The following is a 12513-nucleotide window of genomic DNA, read 5'->3' as shown; positions in this document are numbered from 1 at the left end:
CGAGCGGCCCCGGGACGGCGATGTCAGTGGTCACCACTAGTTTGGAGTCACTGGAGATCGGCCGCACGGGCCGAACGGGCCTTTGGGGAGGGGTGTGCTGTGTCCGCTGCGCAGACACGACAGTCGGGGAACACGACGTACCTGGAGCTGTCTCAGGAGAGTGGTGGCGCCCACAAGTTCTACGAGGTGACTGTCGAGGGGACCACCGTCGCCGTGCGGTACGGACGGATCGGCGTGGACGGGCAGCACCAGACCTCCGCCTTTCCGACCGTCGAGAAGGCGCAGGCGGCAGCGGCGAAGAAGATAGCCGAGAAGGTACGGAAGGGGTACGCGCCCGCGGTTCAGGGGCAGCGCGCGGCCCGCCCCGTGACGCGCCGTCAGGTGACGTCCGCCCCGTCGACGGCGCGGGCGACCGCCCCGGTGCTGTGGCGCTTCCGCACCGGCGCCTCGGCGTTCGGCATCCACGTGGACGAGTACCGCTGCTGGGTCGGCAACCAGCACGGCAGTGTCTACAACCTGAGCCATGACGGCGAGGTGCTGGCGCACTACTCCCTGCCCGACGGCGTGAAGTGCCTGGTGGCCGACGACTTCTGGATCTACGCGGGCTGCGACGACGGCCGGGTGTACGACCTCTCTTCGAAGGTGCCGTTCGCGGCCTACGACATCGCGGCCGAGGTCGACATCTTCTGGCTGGACATCCACGCGGGCGTGCTGAACGTCTCCGACCGCAACGGCGGGCTGACGGTCATCGACCACGAGGACGAGCTCCAGTGGTCCCGCAACTCGTCCGGGGACAACGCGTGGATGGTGCGGGCCGACGACCACGCCGTCTACCACGGGCACAGCCAGGGTGTGACGGCCTACGCGGCGGACGGCGCCAGACAGCTCTGGCACACGGCGACCAACGGCAACGTGCTCTTCGGCTGGCAGGAGGAGCATGCGGTCTACGCCGGGACCGGACGGCGGGTCGTCCAGCGCCTCGCGAAGTCCTCGGGGGCCATTGAGGCCTCCTACCAGTGCGATGCCGCGGTGTACTCGTGTGCCACGTCCGCCGGCGGTCGGTACGTCTTCGCGGGTGACTCGGCATCCTCCGTCTACTGCTTCACCGCCGACGGCACCCGGCTGTGGAAGCTCGGCACGGGCGGTGGCTCGGCGCTGTCCATGCAGTACCACGACGAACGGCTGTACATCGTCTCCACGGACGGCTCGCTCGCCTGCATCGACGCGAGCGAGGCCGCGATCACCGCCGCCCAGTCGGGCGCTGTGCCGGTCGCCGCGGACATCAAGCTGGCGGCCGCCATGCCGACGTACGCACCGCTGACCACCGCCGCCTCCGTCGCCACGGTCAGTGTTGTGCCCGCGGCGGGGAACGGGGTCGTCGTGGAGTGCTTCGAGCAAGGAGGCCGCGTGCGGGTCCATGTCGTCTCCGAGGGCTATGAGCAGGGTTGGAACGTCCAGTTCCCGCGTGCGATACGCGAGCCCGGAGCGCGCTATGTGGTGGACGCGCTGCATTCCTCGTCGGCCGGCTTCTACCGAGTGCGCGGGGAGATCAGGCGCCTGGTGTGACGGGCAGGTAGTGGAAGCGGTCCGGACGGCTTCCACCGTCGGTGAAGCCGGCAACTCGCCTGGTGCGGGCGGGAGTTCGCGCACCCATGGGCCCGGTCGAGTTGTACTCCGTGCAGCGTGCGACGTGTGGTCACTGTCGCCGGGTTCCGCCGCTCCCGTCCGTTCCGCCGCTCCCGCCGTCGTCGAAGCGGTCGTCAGCCCCGCAGCAGGGTGGCGACCGTGGTGCGGATGTGCTCCCGCAGCACGTCCGCGTCCAGGTCCTCGTAGAAGGACGTGTACATCACCAGCGGACCCATCATGGCGCCGAAGGCGCAGCCCAGCCGGATCCGGTCGGCGGGCGGCAGGGACGGGTCGGCGAACAGCGCGGCGAGGGGTTCGCCCTGGGCCTCGATCCGCGGCCCGAGGACCGGGTCGTCGGCGAACAGCTTCTGGAAGGCGTCGTCGTTGCGGTCCCAGACCATGAACAGCCGGCGGTTCGTCAGGGCGATCCCGATGATCTGGTCGAACGCGCGCTGCCACGCCTCCGTGTCCTTGCCCGCCACGGTGAGCCGGTCCGCGATGCCGCCGTTCACCTCCATGATCTGCTCCACGATGACCCGCGCGATGTCCTCCTTGGTGCGGAAGTGGTAGTAGATCGCGGCCTTGCTCACGCTCAGGCGCTCGGCGATCTCGCGCAGGGACGTGCCTCCGTACCCCTGCGTGGTGAACAGCTCTATGGCCACCGAGAGGAGCCGGTCGCGGGTACTGCCGGAACCGGATCCCTTCCTGTTGACCTGGTCATTCGTTGTCCGACTGGCCATGACGACGGACCTCTCCTTGACGATCGGCAAGTGCCTGCCTTGGCGTTCGGCAAGTAGGAACTGGGCGGAGTGTCTAACGCGGGCTTGCCGGTTGCTCTGGTTTTCACCTGCACAGTAGCAAGCCCGGGGCCGGATCAGGTCACCCGGACCGCCAGTCGGTCGCTCGGCCCCATCCCTTGTCCGGTGAGGAGAAGTCCGTGGCTGTCTCTGTGCGAGTCGACATCGCCATCAGCGTCAAAGGCCTCGTCAAACGTTTCGGCGATCACGAAGCCCTCAAAGGAGTCGACCTGGAGGTGCCGACCGGCACGGTCGTCGGTGTCCTCGGGCCCAACGGCGCGGGCAAGACCACGACCGTCCGGGTGCTCGCGACACTCCTCGAACCCGACGGCGGGGAAGTGTGGGTGGGCGGCTACGACGTGCGGAAGAATCCCGCCGCCGTCCGCCGGACCGTCGGCCTGACGGGCCAGTACGCGGCGCTGGACGAGTTCCAGGGCGGCCGCGACAACCTCGTCATGATCGGGCGGCTGGCCGGCCTGCGCCGCCGGGCGGCCCACGAGCGGGCCGAGGAACTGCTGGAGGAGTTCGACCTCGTGGAGGCGGCCGGACGGTCCGTGAAGGGTTACTCCGGCGGTATGCGACGGCGACTCGACCTGGCCGCCAGCCCACGACCGGCCTCGACCCGCGCAGCCGGAACGTGATGTGGGAGGTCGTCCGCGATCTGGTGGCCGGTGGGGCGACCATCTTCCTCACCACGCAGTACCTGGAGGAGGCCGGCCAACTGGCCGACCAGATCGTGGTGATCGACCGGGGCGAGACCATCGCCAAGGGCAGCCCGCGCGAACTCAAGTCCGTCCTGGGCGGAGCCCAGATGGAGATCGTGGTCTCGCCCGGCGGCGATCTCGCCACGGCGGCGCTGGTCCTGGGCGGTTTCGGCACCGGCCCCGCCGCCACGGACTCCGGGACGCGCCATGTGCGGGTGCCCGTGACCGTGCGGCCGCGGCTGGCCACCGAGGTGGTCGAGGCGCTGCTGGCGCACGGCATCAGCCTGGACGACTGCTCCGTCCGGCGGCCCTCCCTCGACGACGTGTTCCTCGCGCTGACCGGTCAGTCGACGGCCGAGACCCGGGCGGCGGACGAGAACGACGTCGTGGCCACGGCCGGCTGAAGACGGCATCCGCACCTCTTCCCCCCCCTGGAGACCACCGCATGACCACCCTGACGGTCGCCCCCGACCTCGACCCGGGACTCGGCACGGTCGGCCGGATCCGCCGGCTGATCAACGACACGCTGGTGCTGACCCGCAGGAACCTGGCCCGGACGCTGAGCGAGCTGGAGTCGCTGATCGACGTGACACTCACCCCCGTGGTGTTCACGCTGCTCTTCGCCTACGTGGTGGGCGGCGCCATCGCGCTGCCGAACGGCGTGAGCTACCACGACTACCTGATCCCGGGCATGTTCGCGATGACCATGACATCGGCGTCGACCGGTACCGCGAGCGCCGTCAACCACGACATGGCGAACGGGATCATCGACCGTTTCAGGTCCCTGCCGATGTCCCGGTCCGGCGTCCTGGCCGGCCAGAGCCTGGCGGATCTGCTCACCACCGTCATCGCGGTGATCGTCCTCGCCGTGACCGGACTGGCGATCGGCTGGTGCATCCACACCGACGTCGGACACGCCGCGGAAGCCTTCGTCCTCGTTCTGTTGTTCGCCTACGCGCTCAACTGGGGCATGGCCTGTCTCGGCATGGTGTTCCGCAGTGCCGAGGGGGTCCAGCAGTTCGGCGTCCTGCTGATGCTCGGACTCACCTTCGTGTCGAGCGCCTTCGTCCCCACCTCGGGTATGCCGTCCTGGCTCCGGGTGGTGGCGAACTGGAATCCGCTCAGCTCACTTTCCGCCGCCATCCGGGAGTTGTTCGGAAATCCGAATCCAGCGAGTGCGGTGCATGCCTGGCCCTTGCAGCATCCCGTCCTCGCGACGACCGTCTACTCGCTCGGAATGATCGCCGTTTTCGCACCCCTCGCCGTGCGGCTCCATCGAACGCGCACCAGCCTGTAGCCCTATCGCTGCCGTCGTGAACTCCCGCAAGAATGCGAGGGTTTCCTGACGGTGGTGGGGTGTGCCGTCCTCATACTCGTCACCCCCTCCTGATCACGCCGACGTCTGCGGCTGACACGATCAGAGGGGGTGACGTCGCGGTCCTGGCCCCGTTCCGGTGGCGCATCGGATTCCAAGAGAGTCGGATTCCAACAGAGAGGACAGGAAGACACACATGGGTACTCCACGCGTGAGCAGTACGCCGCTGCCGGGGATCGGTGTCCGTTACGACCTGACGACGCGTGAGCAGCGTCGTGTCTCGGTGGTCGCGCACCGGGACGGCGAGCGCACGCTGAACGCGTACCGCACGGACGACCCGGACGCCTGCGCCCTGTCGGTGCGGCTGACCGCGGGGGAGACGACGGCGCTCATCGACGCCCTGCTGCCCTCGCACCACAGCCCGAATCTGCTGTCCACGACCGAACTGGGGCTGGTCGCGGAGCGCGTCCAGCTGTCGGCGCTCTCGCACTGGAACGGCCGCGTGCTGGGGGAGACCCGGATGCGCACCGAGACCGGCGTCTCGATCGTGGCCGTACTGCGCCGGGCCGAGGCCGTGCCGTCTCCCACGCCGGACTTCCGGCTGGCCGGCGGGGACACCCTGATCGTGATCGGCACGCGCGAGGGCGTCGAGTCGGCCGCGGCGATACTCGGGCGGGAGTGAACCGGTGCATTCGTCCGCGAGGTTCCTGATCGAGTTCGGCGCGATCATCCTGGCCCTGGGACTGCTGGGCCGGTTCGCCGCGCGCTTCCAGTTCTCCCCGATACCGCTCTATCTGCTGGCCGGGCTGGCCTTCGGCGAGGGCGGGCTGCTGCCGCTGGGCACGAGCGAGGAGTTCGTCGCCATCGGCGCCGAGATCGGCGTCATCCTGCTGCTGTTGATGCTCGGCCTGGAGTACTCGGCCAGCGATCTCGTCTCCAACCTCAAGACCCAGTACACGGCCGGTCTCGTCGACGCCGCCCTCAACGCCCTGCCCGGTGCCGCCATGGCACTGCTGCTCGGCTGGGGACCGGTCGCCGCCGTGGTGCTGGCCGGGGTCACCTGGATCTCCTCCTCCGGGGTCATCGCCAAGGTCCTCGGAGACCTGGGCCGCCTCGGCAACCGCGAGACCCCCGTCATCCTCAGCGTCCTGGTCCTGGAAGACCTCTCCATGGCCGTCTACCTCCCGATCATCACCGCCCTGCTGGCCGGCACGGGCCTCGCGGCCGGCAGCCTCACCCTGGCCGTCGCCCTCGGCGCCGCGGCACTCGTCCTGCTCGTCGCGGTCCGCTACGGCCGCCACATCTCCCGTTTCGTCTCCAGTGACGACCCGGAGAAGCTGCTGCTGGTCGTCCTGGGCCTGACCCTGCTGGTCGCCGGTCTCGCCCAGCAGCTCCAGGTCTCCGCCGCCGTGGGCGCGTTCCTGGTCGGCATCGCCCTGTCCGGAGAGGCCGCGGAGGGCGCGCACAACCTCCTCTCCCCGCTGCGGGACCTGTTCGCCGCCGTGTTCTTCGTCTTCTTCGGCCTGCACACCGACCCGGCGAGCATCCCGCCGGTCCTGCTGCCCGCGCTGGCCCTGGCGGTGGTCACCGCGGGCACGAAGATCGCCACGGGGTACTGGGCCGCTCGGCGCGCGGGGATCTCGGCGAAGGGCCGCTGGCGGGCGGGCGGCACGCTGGTCGCCCGGGGCGAGTTCTCCATCGTCATCGCCGGACTCGCCGTCACCTCCGGCATCGAACCCTCCCTCGGCCCCCTGGCGACGGCGTACGTCCTGATCCTGGTCATCGTCGGCCCGCTCTCCGCCCGCTACACCGAGCCCCTGGCCACCCGCCTGACCGGGCGGCGACGCAAGCCCGCACCCGCGTCCGACACGGCAGACAGCGGACTGGAGAGCGTGGCCGAGGAGCCGCACGAGGTGGGCCAGTGAGCCGGCCTCTCTGAGCGCAACAGCCCTGTAGCCGACGGGAGTTGCTGTGTCCTGTCGGCCACGGGTGGGGACGTGCCGGACTCCCGGCCCCTGCCGCCCTTCGCTACCGCTTGTCGGCGCTGCGGGCCTTCCGCCTAGAGCGGGGTCGCGGCGTGCAGGAGCAGCAGCAGCGTCACGGCCGAGTTCGCCGAGAGCGTCGCGGAGAGGGCGGCACCTGCCGCCGCGCTCCAGAGCGCCAGGCTCACGGCGGTGAAGAGCGGTGGCCAGGTGCGGGCCGGGGGCGGTGGGGCCAGCAGGGCGGCGACCCGGCGGGGGAGGGGGCCCGGCGCGGCGAGGGCCGCGAGCGTCGGTGCCGGCGTGGTGTGGGAGACGAGGGCCGCCTTGCCGATCGCGCGGGCGACGGCTCTGCGGCTGCCGACGGACTGGGCGGCTTCCTCGTCCGCCCAGCGCTCCGCGACGTAGGAGACCGCCGTACGCAGCGGCAGCAGGAACGGGTTGGCGCGGGCGGCCAGTTGGGCGATCAGCAGGTGGCGGTGGTGCCGGGCGGTGAGGTGGGCCCGCTCGTGGGCGAACAGGGCCCGGCGTTCCCGGGAGTCGAGGCAGGCGAGCAGGGTGGTGGTCACCACGATCCGGTCGCGCGGGCCGCCGGGGAGGGCGTAGGCGTACGGCTCGTCGTCGCGGAGGACCGCGACCGATGTGTCGCGCAGACCGGCGAGTGCCGCGTGGGCCAGCCGTCGAACTCGGCGGTGGTGCCACAGAGTTCGGGCGCAGCCCATGACCACGGCGAGGAGGACGGGAATCGCGGCCTTCCCCACGATCTCGTCGTGGGGCACGCTCTCGCGCACCTCGGGGTCCGACCAGCCGTCCGGGAGTGGGTTGCCGGGCAGTTGGGCGGTGCCGACCACCATCAGCAGGCCCAGGCAGAGCGTGCTGCACAGCGCCATGACGGCGGCCATGGCGCTCAACAGGCCGGTGGCGGTGCGGGGATGAAGGTGCTGGGTGGCCAGGTGGGCGATCGGCCAGGCCGTCAACGGCAGGACGAGCGGCAGGAAGACGAGGACGCCCACGGGACGTCAGCCCGCCGACTCGTCGGTGGCCTGGTCCAGCAGATCGCGCAGCAGCTGCTCGTCGTCCTCCGGAAGGGCGGTGATGAAGCTGGCCAGCACCGCCCGGCGGTCCTGCTCGCGATCGAGCACCTTGCGCATCTTCAGCGCGGCGAGCCCCGCCTCGTCCGCGGCCGGCGACCAGGCGAAGGAGCGGCCCTCCCGCACGCGGGTCACGGCCTGCTTCTCCAGCAACCGGCTCAGTACGGTCATCACGGTCGTGTACGCGAGCTCGGCGTCCAGGCGTTCCTGCACCCAGGCCGCGGTCACCGGTGCGTCGGCCGTGCGCAGGACGGTGAGCACCTGCGTCTCCAACTCGCCCTGCGCCCGGCGCGGAGGGCGCGGATCCGGTCTCGCCACGCTCCGTCTCCCTCCTGTATGCCACCGCGTTGCCGCGGGGTCGCGATCGTCCCATCGTATCGACGGGGTGCTGCTCGGCCGCACCGTACTCGGCCGCATCGTCCCGATCCCCTCGATTATTTCTACAGTGTTGTAGATTCTGGTTCGGGTCCGTGCCGCGGGCCCGAACCGTCGGTACGCGTGGAGGAATGAGTCATGGGTGTTTCCCTGTCCAAGGGTGGCAACGTTTCGCTGAGCAAGGAGGCACCGGGGCTTACGGCGGTGCTGGTCGGTCTGGGCTGGGACGTGCGCACCACGACCGGCACGGACTTCGACCTGGACGCCTCGGCGCTGCTGCTCGACGCCTCGGGCAAGGTCATCTCCGACCAGCACTTCGTCTTCTACAACAACCTCAAGAGCCCCGAGGGTTCGGTGGAGCACACCGGTGACAACACCACCGGTGAGGGCGAGGGCGACGACGAGTCCATCAAGGTGGACCTCGCCGCCGTACCGGCCGAGGTCGACAAGATCGTCTTCCCCGTCTCGATCCACGACGGCGAGTCCCGCAGCCAGAGTTTCGGCCAGGTCCGCAACGCCTTCATCCGCGTCGTCAACCAGGCCGGCGGCGCCGAACTCGCCCGCTACGACCTGTCCGAGGACGCGTCGACCGAGACCGCGATGGTCTTCGGCGAGCTGTACCGCAACGGTGCGGAGTGGAAGTTCCGTGCGGTCGGCCAGGGGTACGCGTCCGGACTGGCGGGGATCGCCTCCGACTTCGGCGTGGGTGTCTGAGAACCGGTAGCGGGAGAGATCACGTAGGCCGGTCGGCCTGGGCAAGGGGTGGCGGATCGGCCTGGGCAAGTCCGATGGCGGGGCCCTGAGTTCGGTACGGATGGGGCCCGGCCGGCAAGCCGCGCCTCGCAAGGCCGACCGGTCCCGGGGAGGCCGACCTGGACGCCTCGGCGCTGCTCTTTGCCAACCATCGCGTCAACGTCCTTACGGAGCAGGGAGGTTGGGCTGTGGGCGCGAGTCGGTCGACGTCGTCTTCTTCCAGCATGTGATCAGCGGCGACGGATCCGTCCGTCACGCCGGGGACAACCTGGCCGGGGACGCGGGCGCCGGCGGTGACGGCGATGAGGTGATCCTCGTCGACCTCGGCCGTGTCCCCTCCCGCATCGACCAGCGCCTTCTGCCGCCGCCCGTCTGTGGCAGTACTGCTGCCGAACTGCCGGGCGAATCCGGGGAGTTGGCGAACGGCGGGCGGTAGCCGATGAACGGTGGCCCTGTCCGGCCTACCGACTCCGGGTGTCGGACAGGGCGATGATGGGAACCGTCCCTCGATGAACAACATACGGTGCACGCAATGCGGTGCGGTGGGGCTGGAGCCGGGCTTCGTCGAGGACTCCGGGCAAGGCGCCCGCGGGTTCGCGCGGTGGATCGCAGGCGCCCTTCAGCGAGGCCCACTCGGCAATGCCAGGAGGATGGGCCGACCGCGTTGGCAGATCGACGCCTATCGCTGTCCGACCTGCGCGCACCTCGAACTGTTCGCCGCCCAGCCGGACTAGTCGTCAGGAGCGCCGCGAGTCGTCCTCCTTGAGTGCCCTGGCCTCGCTCTTGAAGATGCGGCTCGCCTTGCCCGCCGAACGCGTCAGCTCCGGCAGCTTCTTGATCCCGAGGACGACCACGACGACGAGAAGGATCACGGCCAGTTCGCTCAAGCCGAACATCAGGTCTGCTTTCTCCCGGGGAGCAAGGCCGCTACGGCGTACCGGCCACGCGCTTCAATCTACAGTGCTGTAGAAGTCTCTCCCGAGGTGTGATCGCTCGACAACCCCGCCTTCCGGTCTGTTTCTCCCTCACCGGTCTCGCCGTCACGGATGCGGCAGTCGCACTCCTGAGCCGGCTTCTGTAGATGGTTTCCATAGATGGATTCCGTGCCGGCCGCGTCGACCGGATGGCCTGGTCACACCATGTGGGCGCGGGGAATCAATCGTGGCCGCCGGACGCTTCAGGCTGTGTGAAGAAGATAGGTTTTCTCTCCTTTGGTCACTGGTCGCCGAGTCCGCACTCCAAGACCCGGTCCGCTGCCGACTTCCTGCACCAGTCCATCGACCTGGCGGTCGCCGCCGAGGAACTCGGCGTGGACGGCGCGTACTTCCGCGTGCACCACTTCGCGCAGCAGGCGGGCAGCCCGTTCCCGCTGCTCTCGGCGATCGGCGCGCGGACCTCGAAGATCGAGATCGGCACCGGCGTGATCGACATGCGCTACGAGAACCCGCTGTACATGGCCGAGAACGCGGGTGCGGCCGACCTCATCTCCGGCGGCCGACTGCAGCTCGGCATCAGCCGTGGCTCACCGGAGCAGGTGATCGACGGCTGGCGCTACTTCGGTTACGAGCCTGCGGAGGGTGAGACCGGCGCGGACATGGCCCGCCAGCACGCCGAGGCCTTCCTCAAGGTGATCGAGGGGGAGGGGTTCGCGCGGCCGAACCCGCGGCCGATGTTCGCCAACCCGCCGGGGCTGCTGCGCGTCGAGCCGTACTCCGAGGGGCTGCGCGAACGGATCTGGTGGGGCTCCAGCTCGAACGCGACCGCCGTCTGGGCCGCGAAGCTGGGGATGAACCTGCAGAGTTCCACGCTGAAGGACGACGAGACGGGCGAGCCGCTGCATGTCCAGCAGCGCAAGCAGATCGAGGCGTACCGCGAGGCGTACAAGGAGGCGGGCCACACGCGCGAGCCCCGGGTGTCGGTCAGCCGCAGCATCTTCGCCCTGACCGACGACATGGACCGGGCCTACTTCGGCAACGACCGCAACTCGCGGGACCAGGTCGGCATGATCGACGACACGACCAGGGCGATCTTCGGACGCTCGTACGCCGCCGAGCCGGACGTGCTGGTGAAGCAACTCCAGGAGGACGAGGCCATCCAGGCCGCGGACACCCTCCTGCTGACCGTCCCGAACCAGCTCGGGGTCGACTAGGGCCTGTGTGATGTCGTGATCAAGCGGTTGCTTGCAGCAGGTCGTTGATCCAGATCATCGAGGCGCGGAGGTGGAGGCCGGCGAGATAGCTCTCGGGCGTCTTGTCGTATCGAGTCGCGATGCCCCGCCAGGCCTTCAGCTTGTTGATCAGGCGCTCGACGGTGTTCCGTTCCTTGTAGAGATCGGCGTCGTGACCTGTGGGCCGGCCGCCCCGGCTGCCTTTCCTCTTCCGGTTGGCGGCCTGGTCCTTCTTCTCCGGGATGACGGCCTTGATGCTGCGTTTGCGCAGGTAGGAGCGGTTGGCGCGGGATGAGTAGGCCCTGTCCGCGGCGACAGCCCCGGGCCGGGTTCGGGGACGGCCGACCGGCAGACGGACCCGCACCTTCTGCAGCACGGGGGCGAATTGCGGGCTGTCAGCAGCCTGTCCCGCGGTCAGGACGAACGACAAGGGACGGCACTTGCGGTCCGCAGCGAGATGAATCTTGCTCGTCAGCCCGCCTCGGGACCTGCCGAGCAGGGCTTCCTTCAGACGGAGCTTGCGCCGTCGCCTGAGGTGCCGCAGTTCTTCCCGGCCGGGGGCGTCGCGTCCGTCCTGTCCGTTCTGTTCCGGCGGGCCGCCCCCTTTTGCCGGGCCCGTTCCTGGTCGGCGGCGGCTTCCTCGAGGGCGTCCATGACTTCCTTGCCGATGCGCATCCCGGCGGCGTCGTGGTGGGCACGGACGGTGGTGGAGTCCACGCTGACCAGGGACAAGTCGGCCTGCTCCTGGCGGGCGGCCTCAGCGATCATGCCTTCCAGTAATGCGGTGAAGACGCCGGCGTCCCTCCAGACGCGGAAGCGGCCGTAGACCGTCGGCCATGGGCCGAACTCGCCCGGCATCTCCCGCCACTGGCTGCTGGTGCGGAACCGCCAGATCACCCCCTCGAACTGCTTACGCAGCCGCTCAGGGTACGGACCGTAATCGCCTATCGGCAGGAACGGTTCGATCAACTGCCACTGCTCGTCGCTGAGTTGCCTGCGCGTCACGAACGCCTTCCTACCGGATCCGCGTTCCAGACGGATCCAGATCGGCACGATTGATCACGACATCACACAGGCCCTACAACGCCCATGTGCTGGAGAGCATCCTGACCCAGGTGGCACCGGAGCTGGGCTGGCGCTGAGTGTTCTGCCGCCCTGCGTGCGGGGCGGCTCGGCACCGGGGTGGTCAGACCGCCTCGAATGTCCGACGGGTCAGCGGGCCGGCCGATCAGGAGCTCAGGTGCTCGTGCTGCATCTTCCACCACCCGCCCTCCCGTTTCACCAGCACGTTCGTGCCCCGTCCCTGTCCGGACCGGGGTCGGCCGTCGACCACCCCTGTCCAGGAGAAGCGATATCGGCACACGGCGTGGTCGGCGGCCAGGACGACCCACTCAAGCTCCTTGATCTCGTACACCTCGTCCTGGATGGCCGCGAAGGTCTGCTCGATTGCTCCCATGATCTCGACCAGGCCCCGATGGGAGCCGTCGGAGAACCAGTAGACGGCATCCGTATCGATCAACGGCGCCACGCGATCGATGTCGTGAGTGTTGGTTGCCTGCTCGTACCGCGTCATGAACGCCGTGAGCTCGGCAGCGAGATCTGAGACCGGATCTGGCACGAGATCTGACATGGGGACGGCCCTCTCCAGTGTCGAAGCCATGAACAGTCGAAGCCACGAACAATCGTGGCGGGCTTGGAGTTCCTCG

General features: G+C 69.3%; 13 protein-coding genes and 3 pseudogenes. 10 read left to right on the top strand and 6 right to left on the bottom strand.

Annotation, left to right across the window (positions count from 1 at the left end; all coding sequences use genetic code 11):
• Nucleotides 1–99 precede the first annotated feature (99 nt).
• On the top strand, nucleotides 100–1566 hold the full coding sequence (locus OG496_RS06560; protein WP_405969976.1) for a WGR domain-containing protein: 1467 nt from the start codon (nucleotides 100–102) through the stop codon (nucleotides 1564–1566).
• A 194-nt stretch (nucleotides 1567–1760) separates the two neighbouring features.
• Here OG496_RS06560 and OG496_RS06555 read toward each other — a convergent pair whose 3' ends face one another.
• Nucleotides 1761–2366, bottom strand: coding sequence for a TetR/AcrR family transcriptional regulator (locus OG496_RS06555; RefSeq protein ID WP_405969975.1), 606 nt, complete (start codon nucleotides 2364–2366; stop codon nucleotides 1761–1763).
• Nucleotides 2367–2683: 317 nt separating this feature from the next.
• Between OG496_RS06555 and OG496_RS06550 the strand changes: the two are divergent.
• The 5 genes and pseudogenes from OG496_RS06550 to OG496_RS06530 form a co-directional block, all read left to right on the top strand.
• Nucleotides 2684–3064, top strand: a pseudogene (locus tag OG496_RS06550) (ATP-binding cassette domain-containing protein); the annotation flags it as partial.
• Nucleotides 3064–3531 carry a hypothetical protein gene (locus OG496_RS06545; protein WP_405969974.1) on the top strand — a complete coding sequence of 156 codons (468 nt, stop codon included), beginning with the start codon at nucleotides 3064–3066 and terminating at the stop codon, nucleotides 3529–3531. The pseudogene OG496_RS06550 and the gene OG496_RS06545, both read left to right, overlap by 1 nt.
• A gap of 41 nt (nucleotides 3532–3572) precedes the next feature.
• Nucleotides 3573–4424, top strand: a complete 852-nt coding sequence (locus OG496_RS06540; protein WP_405969973.1) for an ABC transporter permease — start codon at nucleotides 3573–3575, stop codon at nucleotides 4422–4424.
• 214 nt (nucleotides 4425–4638) lie between these two features.
• On the top strand, nucleotides 4639–5124 hold the full coding sequence (locus tag OG496_RS06535; protein WP_405969972.1) for a cation:proton antiporter regulatory subunit: 486 nt from the start codon (nucleotides 4639–4641) through the stop codon (nucleotides 5122–5124).
• Nucleotides 5125–5128: 4 nt separating this feature from the next.
• Nucleotides 5129–6367: a cation:proton antiporter gene (locus OG496_RS06530; protein WP_405969971.1), complete on the top strand. Its 1239-nt coding sequence runs from the start codon at nucleotides 5129–5131 to the stop codon at nucleotides 6365–6367.
• A 134-nt stretch (nucleotides 6368–6501) separates the two neighbouring features.
• On the opposite strand, the gene OG496_RS06525 is transcribed toward OG496_RS06530, so the two are convergent.
• Together OG496_RS06525 and OG496_RS06520 are read right to left on the bottom strand one after the other, a co-directional pair.
• Complete coding sequence (locus tag OG496_RS06525) at nucleotides 6502–7434, bottom strand: M56 family metallopeptidase (RefSeq protein ID WP_405969970.1); 933 nt, start codon at nucleotides 7432–7434, stop codon at nucleotides 6502–6504.
• A 6-nt stretch (nucleotides 7435–7440) separates the two neighbouring features.
• Nucleotides 7441–7830: a BlaI/MecI/CopY family transcriptional regulator gene (locus tag OG496_RS06520; protein ID WP_366492169.1), complete on the bottom strand. Its 390-nt coding sequence runs from the start codon at nucleotides 7828–7830 to the stop codon at nucleotides 7441–7443.
• 195 nt (nucleotides 7831–8025) lie between these two features.
• Between OG496_RS06520 and OG496_RS06515 the strand changes: the two genes are divergently transcribed.
• The 3 genes and pseudogenes from OG496_RS06515 to OG496_RS06505 all read left to right on the top strand — a co-directional run bounded on the left by OG496_RS06515 (nucleotide 8026) and on the right by OG496_RS06505 (nucleotide 9374).
• Complete coding sequence (locus OG496_RS06515; RefSeq protein WP_366492171.1) at nucleotides 8026–8601, top strand: TerD family protein; 576 nt, start codon at nucleotides 8026–8028, stop codon at nucleotides 8599–8601.
• 37 nt (nucleotides 8602–8638) lie between these two features.
• Nucleotides 8639–8992, top strand: a pseudogene (locus OG496_RS06510) (TerD family protein); the annotation flags it as partial.
• A 157-nt stretch (nucleotides 8993–9149) separates the two neighbouring features.
• Nucleotides 9150–9374 carry a hypothetical protein gene (locus OG496_RS06505; protein WP_366492172.1) on the top strand — a complete coding sequence of 75 codons (225 nt, stop codon included), beginning with the start codon at nucleotides 9150–9152 and terminating at the stop codon, nucleotides 9372–9374.
• A gap of 3 nt (nucleotides 9375–9377) precedes the next feature.
• Here OG496_RS06505 and OG496_RS06500 read toward each other — a convergent pair whose 3' ends face one another.
• Entirely contained in the window at nucleotides 9378–9536 is a 159-nt protein-coding gene (locus OG496_RS06500; protein ID WP_366492173.1) for a twin-arginine translocase TatA/TatE family subunit, read from the bottom strand.
• Between the two features lie 290 nt (nucleotides 9537–9826).
• Here OG496_RS06500 and OG496_RS06495 point away from each other — a divergent pair, with 290 nt between their 5' ends.
• On the top strand, nucleotides 9827–10789 hold the full coding sequence (locus tag OG496_RS06495; RefSeq protein ID WP_405969969.1) for an LLM class flavin-dependent oxidoreductase: 963 nt from the start codon (nucleotides 9827–9829) through the stop codon (nucleotides 10787–10789).
• 19 nt (nucleotides 10790–10808) lie between these two features.
• Here OG496_RS06495 and OG496_RS06490 read toward each other — a convergent pair.
• A pseudogene (locus OG496_RS06490) lies at nucleotides 10809–11812 on the bottom strand (IS5 family transposase).
• A gap of 223 nt (nucleotides 11813–12035) precedes the next feature.
• Nucleotides 12036–12467: a YybH family protein gene (locus tag OG496_RS06485; RefSeq protein WP_405969968.1), complete on the bottom strand. Its 432-nt coding sequence runs from the start codon at nucleotides 12465–12467 to the stop codon at nucleotides 12036–12038.
• Nucleotides 12468–12513 lie beyond the last annotated feature (46 nt).

Origin of the sequence: Streptomyces sp. NBC_00988 (genome assembly GCF_045162645.1) — a bacterium.
Taxonomy (GTDB): Bacteria; Actinomycetota; Actinomycetes; order Streptomycetales; family Streptomycetaceae; genus Streptomyces.
This window is presented reverse-complemented; position numbering and strand designations above follow the sequence as displayed.

What these genes read in the sequence shown, in the direction of transcription:
- OG496_RS06555 (WP_405969975.1), bottom strand. Translation starts at nt 2,366, where the DNA reads ATGGCCAGTCGGACAACGAATGACCAGGTCAACAGGAAGGGATCCGGT.
- OG496_RS06545 (WP_405969974.1), top strand. Translation starts at nt 3,064, where the DNA reads ATGTGGGAGGTCGTCCGCGATCTGGTGGCCGGTGGGGCGACCATCTTC.
- OG496_RS06540 (WP_405969973.1), top strand. Translation starts at nt 3,573, where the DNA reads ATGACCACCCTGACGGTCGCCCCCGACCTCGACCCGGGACTCGGCACG.
- OG496_RS06535 (WP_405969972.1), top strand. Translation starts at nt 4,639, where the DNA reads ATGGGTACTCCACGCGTGAGCAGTACGCCGCTGCCGGGGATCGGTGTC.
- OG496_RS06515 (WP_366492171.1), top strand. Translation starts at nt 8,026, where the DNA reads ATGGGTGTTTCCCTGTCCAAGGGTGGCAACGTTTCGCTGAGCAAGGAG.
- OG496_RS06505 (WP_366492172.1), top strand. Translation starts at nt 9,150, where the DNA reads ATGAACAACATACGGTGCACGCAATGCGGTGCGGTGGGGCTGGAGCCG.
- OG496_RS06500 (WP_366492173.1), bottom strand. Translation starts at nt 9,536, where the DNA reads ATGTTCGGCTTGAGCGAACTGGCCGTGATCCTTCTCGTCGTCGTGGTC.
- OG496_RS06485 (WP_405969968.1), bottom strand. Translation starts at nt 12,467, where the DNA reads ATGGCTTCGACACTGGAGAGGGCCGTCCCCATGTCAGATCTCGTGCCA.